The sequence below is a fragment of the Kitasatospora sp. NPDC097691 genome, assembly GCF_040302665.1.
Classification (GTDB): domain Bacteria; phylum Actinomycetota; class Actinomycetes; order Streptomycetales; family Streptomycetaceae; genus Kitasatospora.
The window spans coordinates 84,569-101,907 of sequence record NZ_JBEORY010000017.1 but is presented as its reverse complement, the minus strand read 5'-3'; the positions used below and the strand labels follow the sequence as shown (position 1 = coordinate 101,907).

The window sequence follows — 17,339 nt, the reverse complement described above, 5'->3', positions numbered from 1 at the left end:
AGCTAGAGAAGAGGCGACGTGACTACTGTTCTGACACCTGCGAGCCCGCTCACCGCGGCTGACCGCTGCGACCGCTGCGGCGCCCAGGCCTACCTGCGCGTCGTGCTCGCAAGCGGCGGAGAGCTGCTCTTCTGCGCCCACCACGGCCGGAAGTTCGAGCCCGAGCTCAAGAAGATCGCCGTGGAGATACAGGACGAGAGCGGCCGTCTCAGCGGCACCGCCGCGACGGCCGACGACGACGAGCGCTGATCCCAGGCGCCACCACCGGCAGCCGACGTCGAGCTGTGTCCGGTCGCGCACCGCGCGCGACCGGTGAGCCGGGCGACCGACCCCCTCGGGGGCCGGTCGCCCGGCTCTGCTGTTCCAACGGCGGCTCTTGCGCCGCGGACGACTGCTGCTCCACGGGCGGCTCCTGTTCTACGGACGGCTCTCCCGCGTTCACCCGCCCCGGCCCGCACCGCCCGACACGGCGTCAGAAAGTGACCGCCCCATCACCCACCGCGAGCTTCGCGGCGGCCTGGGCCGCTCACAGCACCGAGTGCACCGCGTCCGCGACCGAGGACACCCGGGTGTAGACGCCCGGGTGGGCCGCCTCGGCGCAGCCCGTCCCCCACGAGACCAGGCCGACCAGCCGCCCGTCGACGATCAGCGGGCCGCCGCTGTCGCCCTGGCAGGCGTCCTTGCCGCCCTTCTCCTCGCCCGCGCAGACCATGCCCCGGGCGTCGAACTTGCCGTCCTGCCCGCCCGGGTAGGCGTGCGCACAGGACTCGTCCGGGACCACCGACACCTCCACCCCGCGCAGCACCGGCGAGTAGTCGCCCCGCCCCGTGGTGTCACCCCAGCCGAACACCTGCGCCCTGGTCCCGGCCGCGTACGGCGCGGTCTCGCCCTGGCCGACCAGTTCGACCACCGGCCGCGAACCCTGGGACTCGGCGAGGGTGAGCACCGCGACGTCGTTCATGTTGGCGGCGAAGGAGTAGTCGGGGTGGACCCAGACCGACCGCACCGGCACCTCGCGCCCGGACGTGCCGCGCATGTCGTCCCGGCCGACGATCACCTTGAGGCCCGGCCGCTCCACCCGCCCCTTGGCCTCGTCGTAGAAGCAGTGCGCGGCCGTCACCACCTTGGTCGGGCTGACCAGCGCGCCACCGCAGAACTGACCGGAGCGGCCGCTGCCGAACTGCTGACGGCTGGCCAGCGCCACGATCCACGGGTGGTCGACGGTGCTCGCCGAGTTACCGCCGACCACCCGGCGCTGTGCCTCGGCCGGCGCCGCCCCGAGGGCGACCAGCGGGACGGGTACGGCGGCGAGCAGCGCCAGCGCGGCGGCCCGGCGACGGCGGTTCGCCCGGGCGACGGCCGGGTCGCTCCGCGGCGGGGCGGGGTTCGGCAGGTCAGTGCGGTCCGGCTCGGTCGGCACCGTGACTCCAGAGGGCTCGGCAGCAGGCAACCGGCACAGCGTAGGTGACCGGCTACACCGTGCGACCGCATCCGGACGCGCCGCCACCCGGACGAGCGACAACCACCACCCGGACGCTGACACACCGGGTCCGAACAGCCGCGAAGGCCCGGAACCGTACGGCTCCGGGCCTTCGCATCGACGGATCGTTACCGATCCGATCGCTACCGATCAGTCCAGGTAGTCGCGCAGCACCTGGGAACGGGACGGGTGGCGCAGCTTCGACATGGTCTTCGACTCGATCTGGCGGATGCGCTCACGGGTGACCCCGTACACCTTGCCGATCTCGTCGAGCGTCTTCGGCTGGCCGTCGGTCAGGCCGAAGCGCATCGAGACCACACCGGCCTCGCGCTCGGACAGCGTGTCCAGCACCGAGTGCAGCTGCTCCTGGAGCAGGGTGAAGGAGACCGCGTCGGCCGGGACGACCGCCTCGGAGTCCTCGATGAGGTCACCGAACTCGCTGTCGCCGTCCTCGCCCAGCGGGGTGTGCAGCGAGATCGGCTCGCGGCCGTACTTCTGGACCTCGATGACCTTCTCGGGGGTCATGTCGAGTTCCTTGGCCAGCTCCTCCGGGGTGGGCTCGCGGCCCAGGTCCTGGAGCATCTGGCGCTGGACGCGGGCCAGCTTGTTGATGACCTCGACCATGTGCACCGGGATGCGGATGGTGCGGGCCTGGTCGGCCATGGCGCGGGTGATCGCCTGGCGGATCCACCAGGTGGCGTAGGTCGAGAACTTGTAGCCCTTGGTGTAGTCGAACTTCTCGACCGCACGGATCAGACCCAGGTTGCCCTCCTGGATCAGGTCCAGGAAGAGCATGCCGCGGCCGGTGTAGCGCTTGGCCAGCGAGACCACGAGGCGGAGGTTGGCCTCCAGCAGGTGGTTCTTGGCCCGGCGGCCGTCCTCGGCGATGATCTCCAGCTCGCGCTTGAGCTTGGGGGCGAGCTTGTCGGCGGCCGAGAGCTTGTCCTCGGCGAACAGGCCGGCCTCGATCCGCTTGGCGAGCTCGACCTCCTGCTCGGCGTTGAGCAGCGGGACCTTGCCGATCTGCTTCAGGTAGTCCTTGACCGGGTCGGCGGTGGCACCGGCGACGGCGACCTGCTGGGCCGGCGCGTCGTCCTCGTCGTCGTCGGAGAGGACGAAGCCCTCCGACTCCTCCTCCGGAGCCTCGGCCTCGGCCTTGTCAGCCGGCAGCGCGGCGTCCTCGAGCAGCTCCTCCTCGCCGAGCAGCTCCTCGTCGCCACCCTTGCCGGCCTTGGCGGCGGTGGTCTTCTTGGCGGCGGCCTTCTTGGCCGGCGCGGCGGTCTTCTTGGCGGCGGCCTTCTTGGCCGGAACGGCCTTCTTCGCCGGGGCGGCCTTCGCCTCGGCGACCGCGACGGCCGCGCCCTCGACGGTGATCTCGGCGGAGACCGTGGGCGCCGGCGCGGCGGCGGCCGCGACGGCCGGAGCCGCGACGGGAGCGCCGGGGGCGATCCGCACGGGCGGCTTGGTCGGGGCCGACGGGGTCCGGGTGGTGACAGCCTTGGTGGCGGTGCGCTTGGTGGGGCTCTTGGCGGCAACGCTCTTGCGCTTGGCGCCGGCCGGTTCGGCCGCGCTGACCATGAGGTCCACACCCTCCTCAATCAGCACCTGATTGAGGCTGCGCATGACGTTCTTCCACTTGGTGACCGGGATCTGGTCCGCCTCGAACGCCTGGCGCACGTCGTCACCGGCGATCTGCCCCTGGGCCTTGCCCCGCTCGATGAGCGCCAGCAGAGCCGCGGACTCGGCGATCTCGGGGGGAAGTGAACGGGATGTGCTGGCCGACACGAACAACCTCTCGGACGATGAGTGGACTCGAACCCGTACCGGCCGCCCGAGCGGGCGGGGAAGGAGATCGCGCGCTGGACGCGCGGTGTCGATTCCGACCGACTCGGGCTTGAGGACTGGGTTTGCAGGACGGCAGCAGCGCCGCGGACCAACACAGCATTCTGACATGTTGGAGTATTCCGGAGCTGCTCCCGCTCAGGAGACATCGCTGCTACTCGTCAAGTGTTACGCATGGCCTTCGTGTCGCGGGTCACACCACTCGGCGCCCACGGCCACGCGGCCGGATTCCATCATCGCGCACTCGCGCCGAAACCTATTGTCATGGCTTGGGCAGCCTTGCGGGGGCCGCAGGAGCAGGACCGGCGGGAGCAGGACCGGCAGGAGCAGGACGGGCAGGAGCGGGGCCGACGGGGTGGGGCCGGCTATCTGAGCCCGGGGAGACCGGGGCGGTCGGGGGCCGCGGTGATCGGAGCCCCGCGGGCCTCCGCATGCGGAGGCCCTCCGGCTGCGCCGCGCGGTGCGGCCGGAGGGCCCTGGCGGAGCGGACCGCCGGGCCCGGCGCCTCCGCTCGTCGGAACAGCCCGCTCAGTGCTCCCGGGGCGCGGGGACGGACGGCTCGATCTCGGGATGGACGGTGAGCAGCGCCCGCATCGCGACCTCGCCGGCGGCGCCGTCGCCCGCCCCCAGGGCGTCCACCAGCCGGGCGTGCAGGCCGACCGAGGACTCGGAGGGCCGCTCGCAGGAGATCGCCGGGCCGCCCGAGACCTGCAGGGCGCAGGCGACGATCCCGGACAGGTGCTCCAGCATCCGGTTGCCGGCCATCTGCAGGACCAGGCCGTGCAGCTCGGCGTCGGCCCGGGTGTAGGTGGAGAGGTCGGCCTGCGAGGCGGCGTGGCCCATGATCTCGACCAGCTCGACCAGCCGCTGCTGGACGTCCTCCCGGCCGTGGCCGGCGGCCAGCCGGGCGGCCAGCGGCTCGATCGCCCAGCGGAGCTCGAAGAGCTCCCGGCGCTGCTCGTCCCGCTGCGGGCCGAAGGCGCGCCACTCGATGATGTCGGGGTCCAGCAGGTTCCAGTCGCCGACCGGACGGACCCGGGTGCCGACGTTCGGCCGGGCGCTGACCAGGCCCTTGGCCTCCAGCACGCGCAGCGACTCGCGGACGACGGTCCGGGAGACCTCGAAGCGCTGGCCGATCTCCTCGGGGACCAGCGGGCGGTCGGCGCCGAGGTCACCGGAGACGATCATCTGGCCGAGCTGCTGGACCAGCTGGCCGTGCAGACCGCGGCCGCGGCTGCTGGTGGTCTTGCGGCCGACCCGGGAGATGTCGGACTCGGCGCCCTCCCAGCGGGGCGCCGGCGGGGTCGGCCGCTCGGCGTACGAGAAGCGGTCCAGGTCGCCGGAGCCGTGGATCGGCCCATCGGCGGAACGGGCGGGGGTCATGGTGGGGTGCGCAAGGGTACTCACGCCTCCTTTGTCGGCGATCGGCAGGCGCGGCTTGAGAATTCTCGTGAAAAGCACACGAAAGGGTGATCGACCGTGACTGGATAATTGACTTCTTATCAGGAAGAACCGCTCATTACGGTCACTGCTGGTCGATCTTGGTCCTTCGGGGCGCTCGGCTCCCGACCGCTTGCGGCGGCGGGCTCCACGGAGAGCGGCAGCGGGCCCTACAGCGCGCGGCGGCGGGCCAGGACGAGCAGCGCGGCGAGCAGCAGGACGGCCGCGGGGGCCGCGACCGCCGCCAGCAGCTCCGGGTCCGTCAGCGCCGTGCTCCCGGCCGACGCCCCGCGCGCGCCGCCGTACACCCAGCCGTAGGCCCACTCGATCCCGGACTGGAACGGCAGCAGCTCGGCCGCCCGCACCGGCCACGGCCGGCCGGTGCGGCGCAGCAGCAGGGCGACACCGGACTCCAGCAAGGGTGGCAGCGCACACAGCAGCAGCACCCCGGCGGCGGCACTGCGGGTCAGCGCCGCGGCCAGCACCCCGGTCCAGGCGGCCACGACGGTCAGCAGGACGAACGCCAGCAGAGCTGCCGGCACCCCGTGGCCGGCGACCAGCGCCAACGGGGCGAAGGCACCCGGCAGGTCGGACAGCCCGGACAGCCCGGCGCCGCTCACCGCCCCTGACACCCGCTCCGACAGCGCGCCGGGCTCCGCCCAGGCCGCCACCGTCACCCCGTCCGGCAGCGCGAGGTGCACGGCCGCCGCGTCGAGCAACAGCGTGGCCGGCGCCAGCAGCGCTGCCACCGGGCCGACCACCAGCAGCTTGGCCAGCAGCAGCCGCACCCTGCGCGGGTACGACACCAGCGAGGCCGGCAGCCCCGGATGGCACACCTCGTGCCCGTACGAGAGCGCGCCCAGCACGCCGGCGCCGAGCGCCGCGAACGGCAGCGGGATCAGTGGGACGGCGGCGGTCAGCAGCCGCACCCCGGCGGGGGCGGCCAGCGGGCCGTCCGGGGTCTGGCTCGCCAGGACGGCGGCCACGGCGGCGTCGCCGAGCAGCACGGCGGCGAGCAGCAGCCAGGTGGAGCGCAAGCCGCGCAGACGGCGCAGTTCGTAGGCCAGGACACGCACGGTTCACTCGCTCCGGTGGTCGTCGGTGGTGGCGGGCGCCGGGGCGGCGGTCGCGCCCGAGGTGAGGCGGCGGAGGCGGACGGTGTCGTCGGTGAGGAGGTCGGGGTTCTCGCGGCGGCCCGGGGGCTTGGCCCGGGCGGTCTGCCCGACCGGGGCCGGCTCGTCGCGGAAGAGCCGGTCGACGGCGACGGTGGGGGCCGGCTCGCCGGACCTCGGGCGCTCGGCGGGCCGGCCGGGATCGGTGGACGCGGCCCGCGGGGCGGGTGTGCCGAGCCCGGGGAGGGCGGCACCGACCACGGCGACGGGCAGCGCGCGGGTGGGCAGGGACCCGTCGTCCTGGGGGTTCGGCACCCGGCGCTGCGGGGTGGTGGCCTCCGGGGCGAGCTCGGCTTCCGACGGGCCGTCCGACGCGCCGTCCGGTCCGGCGGCCGACGGGTCGTCGGGTTCGACGGAAGGCCCGACGGCGGGGACGGGCCCGACCACGGGGGCGGCTCCGGCGGAGAGCCGCGCGGGCTCGTCGACGGCTTCCGGGCTCGGCTCGGGGCTCGGTTCGGTGTCCGCTGCCGGACGGACCCGGAGGTGGCCGGAGCGGCCCGAGGCGGCCGGCAGGAGGACCCGGGGCACGGGCTGCTCGACCACCCGGTCGGCCAGCTCGTGCAGCAGGATTCCGTGGCGGTAGGCGAGTTCGCCGATCTCGGTGCGGTCGACGCCGGCCACGGCAAGGCCCACGCTGCCGTCCCGGCGGACGTTGGCGCCCTGGCTGACCAACAGGTCCGCCAGCCGCGCCATCTGCGGCCCCCGGACGGCCACTTCGGGGCTGAGCCTGGTCCGGCGGAACTCCGTGACCGGCTGGTCGGCCACCAGGCGGCCGTGGTCCAGGGTGACGACCCGGTCCGCGACCTGGGAGGCCTCCTGCGGGGTGCGGGTGGTCACCAGGACCGTTCCGCCGGCGACGGCGAAGGAGCGCAGGAAGGAGTGGAACCACTCGATGTTGCGCGGCGACAGGCCCTCGGTCGGCGCGTCCAGCAGCAGCGTGCCGGGGTCGCCGAGCAGGGCGGCGGCCAGGGCCAGCCTGCGGTGCATCCCGGGCGAGAAGGTGCGCAGCCGTTGCCCGGCGACGGTGGCCAGCCGGGTCAGTTCCAACAGTTCGTCCGCCCGCCGGGCCGGGACGCCGACGGCGGCCGCGAGCATCCGCAGGTGGCCGTTCGCCCGGCGGCCCGGGTGCCCGGCCACCGCGGCCACGCCCTCGCCCGGACCGGGCAGCAGCACGCCGACCTCGCGCTCGGGGCGGCGGAGCCGACGGTACGGGCGGCCGTCGAAGAGCGTGACGCCCTGACCGCGTTCGAGTTCCAGCATCAGCCGCAACGCGGTGGACTTGCCCGCACCCTCGGCACCGAGCAGCGCGGTCACCGTGCCGGGCCGGGCGTCGAAGGTCAGATCCAGCACGGCGGGCGGAGCGCCCTTGCGGTAGACCTTGGTCAGTCCGGTGATCTGGATCATCGCTGGCTGCTCCCATGCCCTCGGCCGACCTGCTCGACGCGGAGCATCCCCTGGTGGGCCGGCGTACGCCCGCCGCACGGCTCCGCGCCAGCACATTAGGGGGCGGCGACGGGTATTTCGGGCATTGCGGGAACGGCACGGGCCCGCCGACTGCCCACCTCACCCGATCAGGGGAAAATCCGATCCTGCGATTCACGGGGCGGCCTGTCGCGGGGTCGCGGGCACGAAGGGCACCGCGCACCCGCCCGCACACCTGCCCGCTGTCCTACTGGGGCGGCCAGGGCAGCCGAGGGAGCGTCTCGTCGCCACAGACCGCCCGGAACTCGTCGACGGCAGCCTGGCCCTCGACGGCGATCTGGCCCAACTGCTCGCGCTCGGCGGCCAGCCTCTCCTGCACGGCGGCGATCGTCTCGGGTGCGGCCTGCTCGGCCTGCAGTCGGGCCAGCTCCCTCTCCGTGGCGGTGGTGGTCACGTCCAGGCTCTGGTAGTCGGCCACCAGCCCCTCGATGAGGAATCGCTGGTGCGCGCAGTCCTTGAGGGCCATCGCGGGGCTCCTGGGGTCCGGAAGGCCTCCGGCCCGGCGGCCGAAGCGTCCACCGACACTCTGCGCCGGTGCCCCCGTGGTCGCAGCCAGGCCGGGCCATTCGGCTGCCCGGGCAGCGGGTGCGGGCGCCGCTGCGGGCGCCGCTGCGGGCGCTCAGGACTCCGGGCGGAGCATGGGCGGGTTGAGGACCGTCGCGCCGCCGGCGGTGAACAACTGCGCCGGGCGGCCGCCCTGACGGGTCGTCGTGCCGCCGGAGGGCAGCAGGAAACCGGGGGTGCCGGTGACCTTGCGGTGGAAGTTCCGCGGGTCAAGCGCCACGCCCCAGACCGCCTCGTAGACCCGGCGCAGCTCGCCGACGGTGAACTCGGTCGGGCAGAACGCGGTCGCGAGGGAGGAGTACTCGATCTTGGAGCGGGCGCGTTCCACGCCGTCGGCGAGGATCAGCCCGTGGTCGAAGGCGAGGGGGACGCCGTCGGCCGGGTTGTCGCCCAGGAGCTCGCCGACCGGGGCCCAGCGGGCGCTGCTGGCGTCACCGCCGGCCCGGGGCGTCGGCAGGTCGGGGGCGAGCACCAGGTAGGCCACGCTGACCACGCGCATCCGCGGGTCGCGCTGCGGATGGCCGTAGGTCGCGAGCTGCTCCAGGTGGGCCCCGGCCGCACCGGGGCCGACCGCGTCGTGGCCCGGGGCCGAGTGCGCGCGCAGGCCGGTCTCCTCGGCCAGCTCCCGGGAGGCGGCCTCGGCCAGGCCCTCGTCCGGGCGGACGAAGCCGCCGGGCAGCGCCCAGTACCCCTGGAACGGCGGCTCGCCACGTCTGACCAGGAGGGCACAGAGCGCGTGATCGCGCACCGTCAGCACCACCAGGTCAACCGTGACAGCGAACGGGGGGAAGGCCGACGGATCGTAACGCGACATGGCGACGATCATAGTCGTCTCTCTGACGATAAGCACAGGCCCTGCGCACGGCCCTGCCGAGGCCGGTGGCCCGCCCGCCCGGCACGGTTCGCGCACGGGCGGGCGTGACCTCCGGGCCCGGATCCACCGAGGTGGTGTCACCGGCGCGGTATCCCGGGCCGGTGACACCGGCGGGGGTGCCACGGCCGCAGTGCCACCGGCCGCAGTGCCACGAGGCGCGGTACGACCGGGCCGGGGAAGCGTGGCCGGAGCGCGCGGTCAGCGGGCGACGAGTTGCAGGTCCCCGGAGGCCTCCTCGACCATCGCCACCCCGATCCGGCTCACCCGGACGGAGAACGGCTCGCCCGCCACCCGCAGTCCGGTCAGCTCCAGCTCGCCGAGCGGCGCGGTGCTTGCCGGGCGGACCAGGACCCGGCCACCCGGGACGTCCGGGCGGACCCCGGCGAGGGCGAACACCGCGTGCGCGGCGCCGGCCGCGGAGACCGCCGCCGGACGGCAGGCCGCCGGGTGCGGCACGGGCGGGCAGCCGGGGGTGCGCTGCTCCCCCGCGTACATCTCCGGCAACCGCCCCTCGAAGTGGGCGGCCGCGGCGAGCAGGCCCTCCAGCAGGGTGCCGGCCTCGTTCTCGTGGCCGACCTCGGCCAGTCCGGCGATCGCCAGCGCCGTCTCGTGCACCCGTACCGCGCCGCCGCGGTGACCCAGCGGGTTGAAGCGGGGCGACTTGGCGCTGAGCGTGCGCAGGCCCCAGCCGCTGTCCAGCTCCGGTGCGACCAGACGCTGGGCGAGCAGCCGGGTCTGCTCGCGGTCGAGCAGGCTGTCGTGCCGACCGCCGTCGGCGGCGAGCCCGGTGTCCAGCAGGTGCACCAGGCAGGAGGCGAGGGCGGGCAAGGGTTGGCCGCCCGGGGCCAGCCCGGCGGCGGGGCGGCCCCCGGAGAGGTCGTCGATCCAGAACCGCTCGCGGAAGCGCCCACGCAGCTCGGCGGCCCAGCTCCGCCAGCCCTCGCCGCCCGGGCGGCCGAAGGCCTCCAGCAGCTCGGCACCGTGCAGGGCGGCCCGGTGGGCCTGCGCCTGGACCTCGGCACGGGCGGCGACCGGGTGGGCGGAGCGCTCCTCGGCGGGACGGCTCAGGTCGGTCACGAAGCCGTCGACCAGTCCGTCGCACAGGGCGGCCAGGGCGCGCTCGGCGGCCGGGAGCAGCTCGGCGACCTCCGCCCGGGGCAGGCCCCAGCGCCAGGCCTCGGCCAGCACGGTGACGAACAGCAGGGTGGCCTCGGTGGCGGTGCAGGTGGGCGGCAGCTCCGGGCCGCCGTGCCGCAGGCCTCCGGGCAGCAGGCCCTCGGTACGGCCCGGGGCGGGGGCGAGCTGCTGACGGCGGGCCAGTGCCCGGAGCGTGCCCGCGGCCAGCCGGGTGCCGAGCGGCAGGGTCAGCCGGGCGGCCCAGAGCGCGTCGGCCGGGGCGAGGCCGAAGCGCCAGGGCGCACCGGAGGCCGGGTAGAGGTCGGTCGGGCGGTCCGGGTCGGCGAACAGCAGCCCACCGAGGGCGTCCAGGGACCGCGAGACCAGCGGGGCGGCCCGGGAGTCGTCGCTGCGGACCTCCGGCTCGGACCAGGGCAGGGGGACACCGGTGCCGCGGCCGCCGGGTGGGCGCGGGCCGGTGGCGGCGCTCTCCAGCTCGGTGCGCAGCTCGACCGACCAGCGGGCGCCGGGCTGGACCTCCAGGTCCCAGCGGAGCACCCCGGCGCCGGCCAGCACGGCGTGCGGGGAGGGCTTGGCGCTGACCACGGCGCTGTGGACGGGGCCCGTCCAGCGCAACCCGGCGGACTGTACCTGGCCCGGCAGGTCCGGCGGGCGGTGTCCGGCGGCGATCTCGGCAACCGGGCCGAGGTCCGTGCCGAGGGCGATCTCCAGCGGCAGCCGGGCGGGCCGCGGGCCGGTATTGCGCACGACGACGGTCTCCACGCCGTCCGCGTGGCGCAGCCGCTCGACGGTGAGCGCCGGGTCCGGGTCGAGGTCGCCGGGGACGCGGACGGCGCCGAGGAAGCGGGCCTGGGCGGTGCTGGTCAGGGCGCCCTGGAGGGGCAGCGGCTCCATGCCGCCCAGCCGCAGCTCCATCCGGGCCAGGGCCCGGACGCCGTTGCGGTAGAAGCCGTGCAGGCCGTGACCGCGCAGCTGGCCGTCGGGGCCGGAGGCCGCCATCGCCGGGGCGTTGACGCAGATCACCGCGTGGTGGACCGCGGGCGGCTGGGGGCGCGGCGGGGCGGTGGGCCGACCGAGGCCGGCGGGTGCGCTCCCGGGGCCGGCCGGCGGGACCAGGTCGGGGCGCCCGACCGGTCTCGGCGCGCCGACCACGCTCTCGGCCGGCATGGCCTGTGGTGGCCTCATGGCGGTCACCGGACTCTCCTCCCCTCGGCGGTCCGGTGGCCGGGTCAGGCCGGTGGGCCGCGAGCATGCTCGATCGCGTGCTGATGGTGCCGGGCCGACGGGGTTTCCCGTCGGCGGGTGTGCCGTGTCTGGCCGTACCCGGCGGCGGGTCGTGCCATGCGGTGCCCGGTACCGGACCGGTACCGGCGCGCCGCGCCTTCGCGTCGAGCCCTCACGCGCCCGGCGCGCCGTCAGGTCCGGTTTCCCGGCCTGCCGGTGACGCCTGCCCCGTGGCCCGCCCCTCGGGCCGGCCGGGCACCGGCCGGCCGCCGTCCGGGCGTGGGGCCCCCGGGGTGAACGCCGCGCACCGCCACCAGGTCACGCCCCGCCGTGATCGCCGCTGGTCGGGACGGGCCCCGCCGGGCGGTTCTGCCGCTTGCGCCGGAGCGTCGCCGGGGCCTCACCACGGGCCGTCGGCGCCCACGGCCGGGGCCTGGTTCCGGGCCTCCCTGGCGGCCGTCCGTACTGCTCGGACCGGGCGTGGGCCGCGGTCGGCCGCCCGGTCGGTCGGACGGGGGCGGTCGAACCGGCGCTCGATCGCCGCCAGGATACGGTGCGAGGGTCGCGGCCCCGCACCCGGTGACCCCGTGACCCGCGACGCCACCGCTGTGACCAGCAGAGACCGAGGAGTTCCATGTCCACCGTCAGCCGGCTGCCCGGGATTGTCACGACCGACCACGTGTTCCAGGTCCCCCTCGACCACGCCGCCCCGCAGGGCGAGCAGATCGAGGTGTACGCCCGCGAGGTGGTGGCCGCCGGCCGCGAGCGGGACGATCTGCCCTGGCTGCTCTTCCTCCAGGGCGGGCCCGGCGGCAAGGCCGCCCGCCCGGTCGGCCGGGACGCCTGGCTGGAACGCGCGCTGGACGACTACCGGGTGCTCCTGCTCGACCAGCGCGGCACCGGACGCTCGACGCCCGCGACTCGGCAGACCCTCGCCCGGCGCGGCGGCCCGCAGGAGCAGGCGGACTACCTGGCCCGCTTCCGCGCGGACTCGATCGTGCGGGACGCCGAGCTGATCCGCACCCGGCTGCTCGGCGCCGACCGGCGCTGGAGCGTGCTCGGCCAGAGCTTCGGCGGCTTCTGCACGCTCACCTACCTCTCCATCGCTCCCGAGGGCCTGACCGAGGCCTTCATCACCGGTGGCCTGGCCGGCCTGGGCAGCTCGGCCGACGACGTCTACCGCGCCGCCTACCCGCGTGTGGTCCGCAAGAACGAGGACCACTACGCCCGGTTCCCGCAGGACGTCGACGCGGTGCGACGGATCGCCGCCCACCTCGCGGACTCCCCCGCGACCCTGCCGGACGGCGGGGTGCTCACCGTCGAGGCGTTCCAGGCCCTCGGGCTGCTGCTCGGCGGCGGCAGCGGCTCCGCCGTCCTGCACTACCTGCTGGAGGAGGCCTGGGTGGAGGGCGCGGCCGGGCCGGAGCTCTCCGACACCTTCCTGGCCGGCGCCCAGGCGCAGCTCTCCTTCGCGGGCGGCCCGCTGTACGCCGTGCTGCACGAGTCGATCTACGGCCAGCGGTCGGTGGACCAGGGCGGCACCGCCTGGTCCGCCGAGCGGCTCCGCAAGGAGTTCCCGCAGTTCGACGCCCGGGCCGCGTTGGAGTCCGACGCCCCGGTGCTGTTCACCGGGGAGATGATCTACCCCTGGATGTTCGACACCGACCCGGCGCTGCGGCCGCTGAAGGAGGCCGCGGAGCTGCTCGCCGCCCGCACCGACTGGCCCGACCTGTACGACCGGGCACGCCTGGCCGCCAACGGCGTGCCGGTCGTCGCGGCGGTGTACCACGACGACATGTACGTGGACACCGCCGACTCGCTGGAGACCGCCCGCGCGGTGCGTGGCCTGCGGACCTGGATCACCAACGAGTGGGAGCACGACGGCCTGCGGGCGAGCGGCGGGAAGGTGCTGGACCGCCTGATCAAGATGGCGCACGGCGAGGCGTAGCGACCGGAGGGCCGGTGCGGCGGCGAGCGGCTCAGTGGGCACGGCGGCTTCCCCTCGCCGTCCGCCGGACCCCGCGGCACCGGTGCAGGCCGGTCCCGGGGCGGGCGGCCGCGGGCACGCACGCCGCCGCACGGCCGAGCCGCAGGCTCCGGGCGGAGCGCTCCCCGGCCGGCCGGGCACGCCCGGACGACGCGGCCCGGCCGGGCGCGGACAGCACGGCCACCGGACCGGGGGCGCTCCCGTCCGGCGCCGGGCCGCCGGGGCCCTGATCGGTCGGCGCCGGCGCAGGTGCCGATGCCGGTGCCGGTGCCGTGGGCGAGCCCTTGCGGCGGGTACCCCGGCGACGTCGGCGGGCGTCGGCCGCCCGGCCGGGCCGCTCACCGGGGGCTTCGCCCACCGAGGCCGCGGGCGCCGGCCCCGCTCCCCCAGCGGGCCGCGGCGGGTCGTCGGCCGGGGCCGACGCGGGCGCGTGCTGCTCGCGCCGCCGTCGCTGGGCCTCCACCGCGGCCAGCAGCGCCCCGGGCGTCATGCCGTCGTTGAGCGACTCGAAGAGCAGCTCGGCCAGTAGGTAGCCCGGGTCGAGCCGCAGGACGTGGCCGAGCACCACCCTGGCGGTCGCCGTGTCCCCGGCGACCCAGGAGGCCCAGGCCAGCAGGGTGAGCGGGGCCACCGCGCAGCCCTCGTACGGCGGCACGGCGTGCCGGGCGAGGAAGCGCCAGAGCCGTTCGGCGGGAGCCAGCTCGGCGGACCGGGCGTACTCGACGCCGCGGTCCCGCACGACCCGGTCGCGCAGGGCGAACAGCAGCCGGGCCGTCCGCTCCGGATCGAGCTCCCGGGCACCGGCCGCGAACTCGGCGACGGCCTGGTCGAGCAGCCCGATGCCCTGCTCCCGGGAGACCGAGCCCACGGCCGCCTCGGCCCGGACGAGCGCCTCGCGCGGGGCGGCGTCACCCGGCGGCCCGATCGGGGCCAGCCCGCCGATGATGGCCTTCCGGCTGCCGCGCGGCACCAGGCCGGCGACCGTCGCGGCGGCGGCCGCCGGGCCCGGATCGGGACCGCGCCGCACCGGGTTTCCCGCCGGATCGCAACACCCGGTGCCGCGGCACAGGAAGGACCACCAGCGGCCGCCCGAGACGCACAGCGACTCCTTGACCACCACGCCCCGGCGCCCGAAGGCCGCCCGGAGGTCGTCCGCCAGCGGCCGCAGGCCGTCCACCACCGGCGGGGCGTGCGGCGCGCCGGGATCCTGGCAGAGGTAGAGGAGCACCTGGGGCGGTCGCGCGCCGTGCCGCTCGGAGAGGGCGACCAGCAGGGCGGCCGTCTCCTCCGCGGCAGCCGGCCACTGCGCGGGCGAGTCCGGCAGGTCCGCCCGGATCACCCCGCCCTGGTACAGGTCGGGGCCCTGGAGGCCGACCGCGACGATGCTGTCGTCGGGGTAGAAGCCCAGGAGGTAGGGCAGCAGCTCGGCCATGTCGGCCGGACCGCGCATGACGACCGGCCGGTGCTCGGAGGCCGGGCCGAGGGACAGAATGACGTGTTCGTTGTTCATCGCGTTCATGGCGGCAAGACTGGACGCAATCCGCGGGCGGCACCGAAACCGGATTTTTTCTGTGGATAACTCCGCCTCCGAATTTCCCTTAGCTCATTCGGCGCAAGCGACACGCCCTCCGCGGGGTGATTTTTGACCGCCGTTCAGCGGACCAGCAGATGAAATACACCTCTCCTTCCCCGACCGCCGCACCCCGGCATTCGCTCCTTGTCGGCGATACGGGGTTACATGGACGCCATGCAGCAGCCCGACACCCACACCACCGCCACCGCCGACCGCGCCGAGGTCCGGGCGCGGGCCGAGGCCGTCCTGCGCGAGCTCGCCGGCCCCGGCGCCACCCTGCGCGAGGACCAGTGGACGGCCATCGAGGCCCTCGTGGTCGACCACCGCCGCGCCCTGGTCGTCCAGCGCACCGGCTGGGGGAAGTCCGCGGTCTACTTCATCGCCACCGCCCTGCTCCGGGCCCGTGGCGCCGGGCCGACGGTGATCGTCTCGCCGTTGCTCGCCCTGATGCGCAACCAGGTCGACTCGGCGGCCCGGGCCGGCATCCACGCCCGCACCATCAACTCGGCCAACACCGACGAGTGGGACGAGATCCAGGCCGAGGTCGCCGCCGGGAAGGTCGACATCCTGCTGGTCAGCCCCGAGCGGCTGAACAACCCGGACTTCCGCGACCAGGTGCTGCCCAAGCTCGCCGCCTCCACCGGCCTGCTGGTGGTCGACGAGGCCCACTGCATCTCGGACTGGGGCCACGACTTCCGCCCCGACTACCGCCGGCTGCGCACCATGCTCGCGGAGCTGCCGCCCGGCGTCCCGGTGCTGGCCACCACCGCGACCGCCAACGCCCGGGTCACCGCGGACGTGGCCGAACAGCTCGGCACCGGCACCTCCGACGAGCACGCCCTGGTGCTGCGCGGGCCGCTCGACCGGGAGAGCCTCACCCTCGGCGTGCTGGCCCTGCCCGACCCGGCGCACCGGCTGGCCTGGCTGGCCGACCACCTCGACCGGCTCCCCGGCTCGGGCATCGTCTACACCCTGACGGTGGCCGCGGCCGAGGAGGTGACGGCCTTCCTGCGCGAGCGCGGCTTCCCGGTGGCCTCCTACTCCGGCCGCACCGAGGACGCCGAGCGCCGTACCGCCGAGGCCGACCTGCTGGCCAACCGGGTCAAGGCCCTGGTCGCCACTTCCGCGCTCGGCATGGGCTTCGACAAGCCGGACCTCGGCTTCGTCGTACACCTCGGCTCGCCCAGCTCGCCCATCGCCTACTACCAGCAGGTCGGCCGGGCCGGGCGTGGCGTGGACCGGGCCGAGGTGCTGCTGCTGCCCGGGCGCGAGGACGAGGCGATCTGGCGCTACTTCGCCTCGCTGGCCTTCCCCCCGGAGGAGCAGGTGCGCCGCACCATCGACGCGCTGGCCGAGGCCGGCCGCCCGCTCTCCACCGCCGCCCTGGAGCCCCGGGTGGACCTGCGCCGGGCCCGGCTGGAGACCATGCTCAAGGTGCTCGACGTGGACGGCGCCGTCCGCCGGGTCAAGGGCGGCTGGACGGCCACCGGGCAGAGCTGGGCGTACGACACCGCCCGCTACGCCAAGGTCGCCGCCTCCCGGGAGGCGGAACAGCGGGCGATGCGCGACTATGCGGCGGCCACCGGCTGCCGGATGGAGTTCCTGCGCCGGCAACTGGACGACGAGCAGGCCGCGCCGTGCGGGCGGTGCGACAACTGCGCGGGACCGCTGCACACCCCGGACGTCTCCGCCGAGACGCTGGCGGCCGCCCGGGCCGCGCTCGGGCGCCCGGGCGTGAGTTTCGAGCCGCGTCGGCTCTGGCCGACCGGGATGGACGCGCTCGGAGTGCCGCTCAAGGGCCGCATCCCGGCGGGCGAGCAGGCCGAGACCGGCCGGGCGCTGGGCCGGCTGTCCGACATCGGCTGGGGCAACCGGCTGCGCACCCTGCTCGCCGAGCAGGCGCCGGACGTGCCGGTCCCCGGCGAGGCGGTGGACGCGCTGGTGGCGGTCCTCGCCGACTGGGCCCGCGGGCCGGGCGGCTGGGCCGGTCCCGCGACGGCGGAAGGCGCCCGGCTGGAACGGCCGGTCGGCGTGGTGACCATGGCCTCCTCGACGCGCCCCCGGCTGGTCGGCAGCCTCGGCGCGCGGATCGCCGAGATCGGGCGGATGCCGCTGCTCGGCCGGATCGAGTACGCCGGCGGGCTGCCGCCGCACGGGGCCCGCAGCAACAGCGCCCAACGACTGCACTCACTGGCCGGGTCGCTGGTCCTGCCGCCGGAGGTGGAGCAGGCGGTTGCGGCCGCCGGCGGGCCGGTGCTCCTGGTGGACGATCTCGTCGACTCGGGCTGGACGGTCACCGTGGCCGCCCGGCTGCTGCGCCGGGCCGGGGCGACCGCGGTGCTGCCGCTGGTGCTGGCCGTACAGGGGTGACGGGACGGCGGAAGGCCGTCGAGGGAACAACGGCCTTCACTCGAATGGCCTAACAGAAAGGATCAAGCCAAGCGATTTCGATCACACCGGCCAACCGACCCGGGAAAGGGGTGGTCACCGTGCCGAAGACGGTTCACCTCACGCTTGGAGCGTTGTGGATCAAGGCGTGTCGGCACCCCGGCAACGCCCGGGCG

At 75.4% G+C, this 17,339-nt stretch carries 12 protein-coding genes; 3 read left to right on the top strand and 9 right to left on the bottom strand.

Going from position 1 to position 17,339, the window contains the following annotated elements:
* Positions 1-18: 18 nt before the first annotated feature.
* Entirely contained in the window at positions 19-249 is a 231-nt protein-coding gene (locus ABTY56_RS15085; protein WP_350629193.1) for a DUF7455 domain-containing protein, read from the top strand.
* 277 nt (positions 250-526) lie between these two features.
* Here the strand turns inward: ABTY56_RS15085 and ABTY56_RS15080 are convergent, their stop codons facing one another.
* The 8 genes from ABTY56_RS15080 to ABTY56_RS15045 all read right to left on the bottom strand — a co-directional run bounded on the left by ABTY56_RS15080 (position 527) and on the right by ABTY56_RS15045 (position 11,176).
* A complete protein-coding gene (locus tag ABTY56_RS15080; protein WP_502893122.1) occupies positions 527-1,393 on the bottom strand; it encodes a S1 family peptidase in 867 nt (288 codons plus the stop codon).
* A gap of 237 nt (positions 1,394-1,630) precedes the next feature.
* Complete coding sequence (locus ABTY56_RS15075) at positions 1,631-3,271, bottom strand: RNA polymerase sigma factor (RefSeq protein WP_350629192.1); 1,641 nt, start codon at positions 3,269-3,271, stop codon at positions 1,631-1,633.
* A gap of 579 nt (positions 3,272-3,850) precedes the next feature.
* Positions 3,851-4,783, bottom strand: coding sequence for a FadR/GntR family transcriptional regulator (locus ABTY56_RS15070; RefSeq protein ID WP_350629191.1), 933 nt, complete (start codon positions 4,781-4,783; stop codon positions 3,851-3,853).
* Between the two features lie 149 nt (positions 4,784-4,932).
* Entirely contained in the window at positions 4,933-5,838 is a 906-nt protein-coding gene (locus ABTY56_RS15065; protein WP_350629190.1) for a hypothetical protein, read from the bottom strand.
* Positions 5,839-5,841: 3 nt separating this feature from the next.
* Positions 5,842-7,338, bottom strand: coding sequence for an ATP-binding cassette domain-containing protein (locus ABTY56_RS15060; RefSeq protein ID WP_350629189.1), 1,497 nt, complete (start codon positions 7,336-7,338; stop codon positions 5,842-5,844).
* A 265-nt stretch (positions 7,339-7,603) separates the two neighbouring features.
* Positions 7,604-7,882 carry a hypothetical protein gene (locus tag ABTY56_RS15055; protein WP_350629188.1) on the bottom strand — a complete coding sequence of 93 codons (279 nt, stop codon included), beginning with the start codon at positions 7,880-7,882 and terminating at the stop codon, positions 7,604-7,606.
* 153 nt (positions 7,883-8,035) lie between these two features.
* Positions 8,036-8,794 carry an NUDIX hydrolase gene (locus tag ABTY56_RS15050; protein ID WP_350629187.1) on the bottom strand — a complete coding sequence of 253 codons (759 nt, stop codon included), beginning with the start codon at positions 8,792-8,794 and terminating at the stop codon, positions 8,036-8,038.
* 258 nt (positions 8,795-9,052) lie between these two features.
* Positions 9,053-11,176, bottom strand: a complete 2,124-nt coding sequence (locus tag ABTY56_RS15045; protein ID WP_350629231.1) for an amylo-alpha-1,6-glucosidase — start codon at positions 11,174-11,176, stop codon at positions 9,053-9,055.
* 673 nt (positions 11,177-11,849) lie between these two features.
* Between ABTY56_RS15045 and ABTY56_RS15040 the strand changes: the two genes are divergently transcribed.
* On the top strand, positions 11,850-13,163 hold the full coding sequence (locus tag ABTY56_RS15040) for an alpha/beta fold hydrolase (RefSeq protein WP_350629186.1): 1,314 nt from the start codon (positions 11,850-11,852) through the stop codon (positions 13,161-13,163).
* A 31-nt stretch (positions 13,164-13,194) separates the two neighbouring features.
* Here ABTY56_RS15040 and ABTY56_RS15035 read toward each other — a convergent pair whose 3' ends face one another.
* On the bottom strand, positions 13,195-14,721 hold the full coding sequence (locus ABTY56_RS15035) for a DUF4192 domain-containing protein (protein ID WP_350629185.1): 1,527 nt from the start codon (positions 14,719-14,721) through the stop codon (positions 13,195-13,197).
* Between the two features lie 228 nt (positions 14,722-14,949).
* On the opposite strand from ABTY56_RS15035, the gene ABTY56_RS15030 reads away from it, so the two are divergent.
* On the top strand, positions 14,950-17,145 hold the full coding sequence (locus tag ABTY56_RS15030; protein WP_350629184.1) for a RecQ family ATP-dependent DNA helicase: 2,196 nt from the start codon (positions 14,950-14,952) through the stop codon (positions 17,143-17,145).
* Positions 17,146-17,339: the final 194 nt, after the last annotated feature.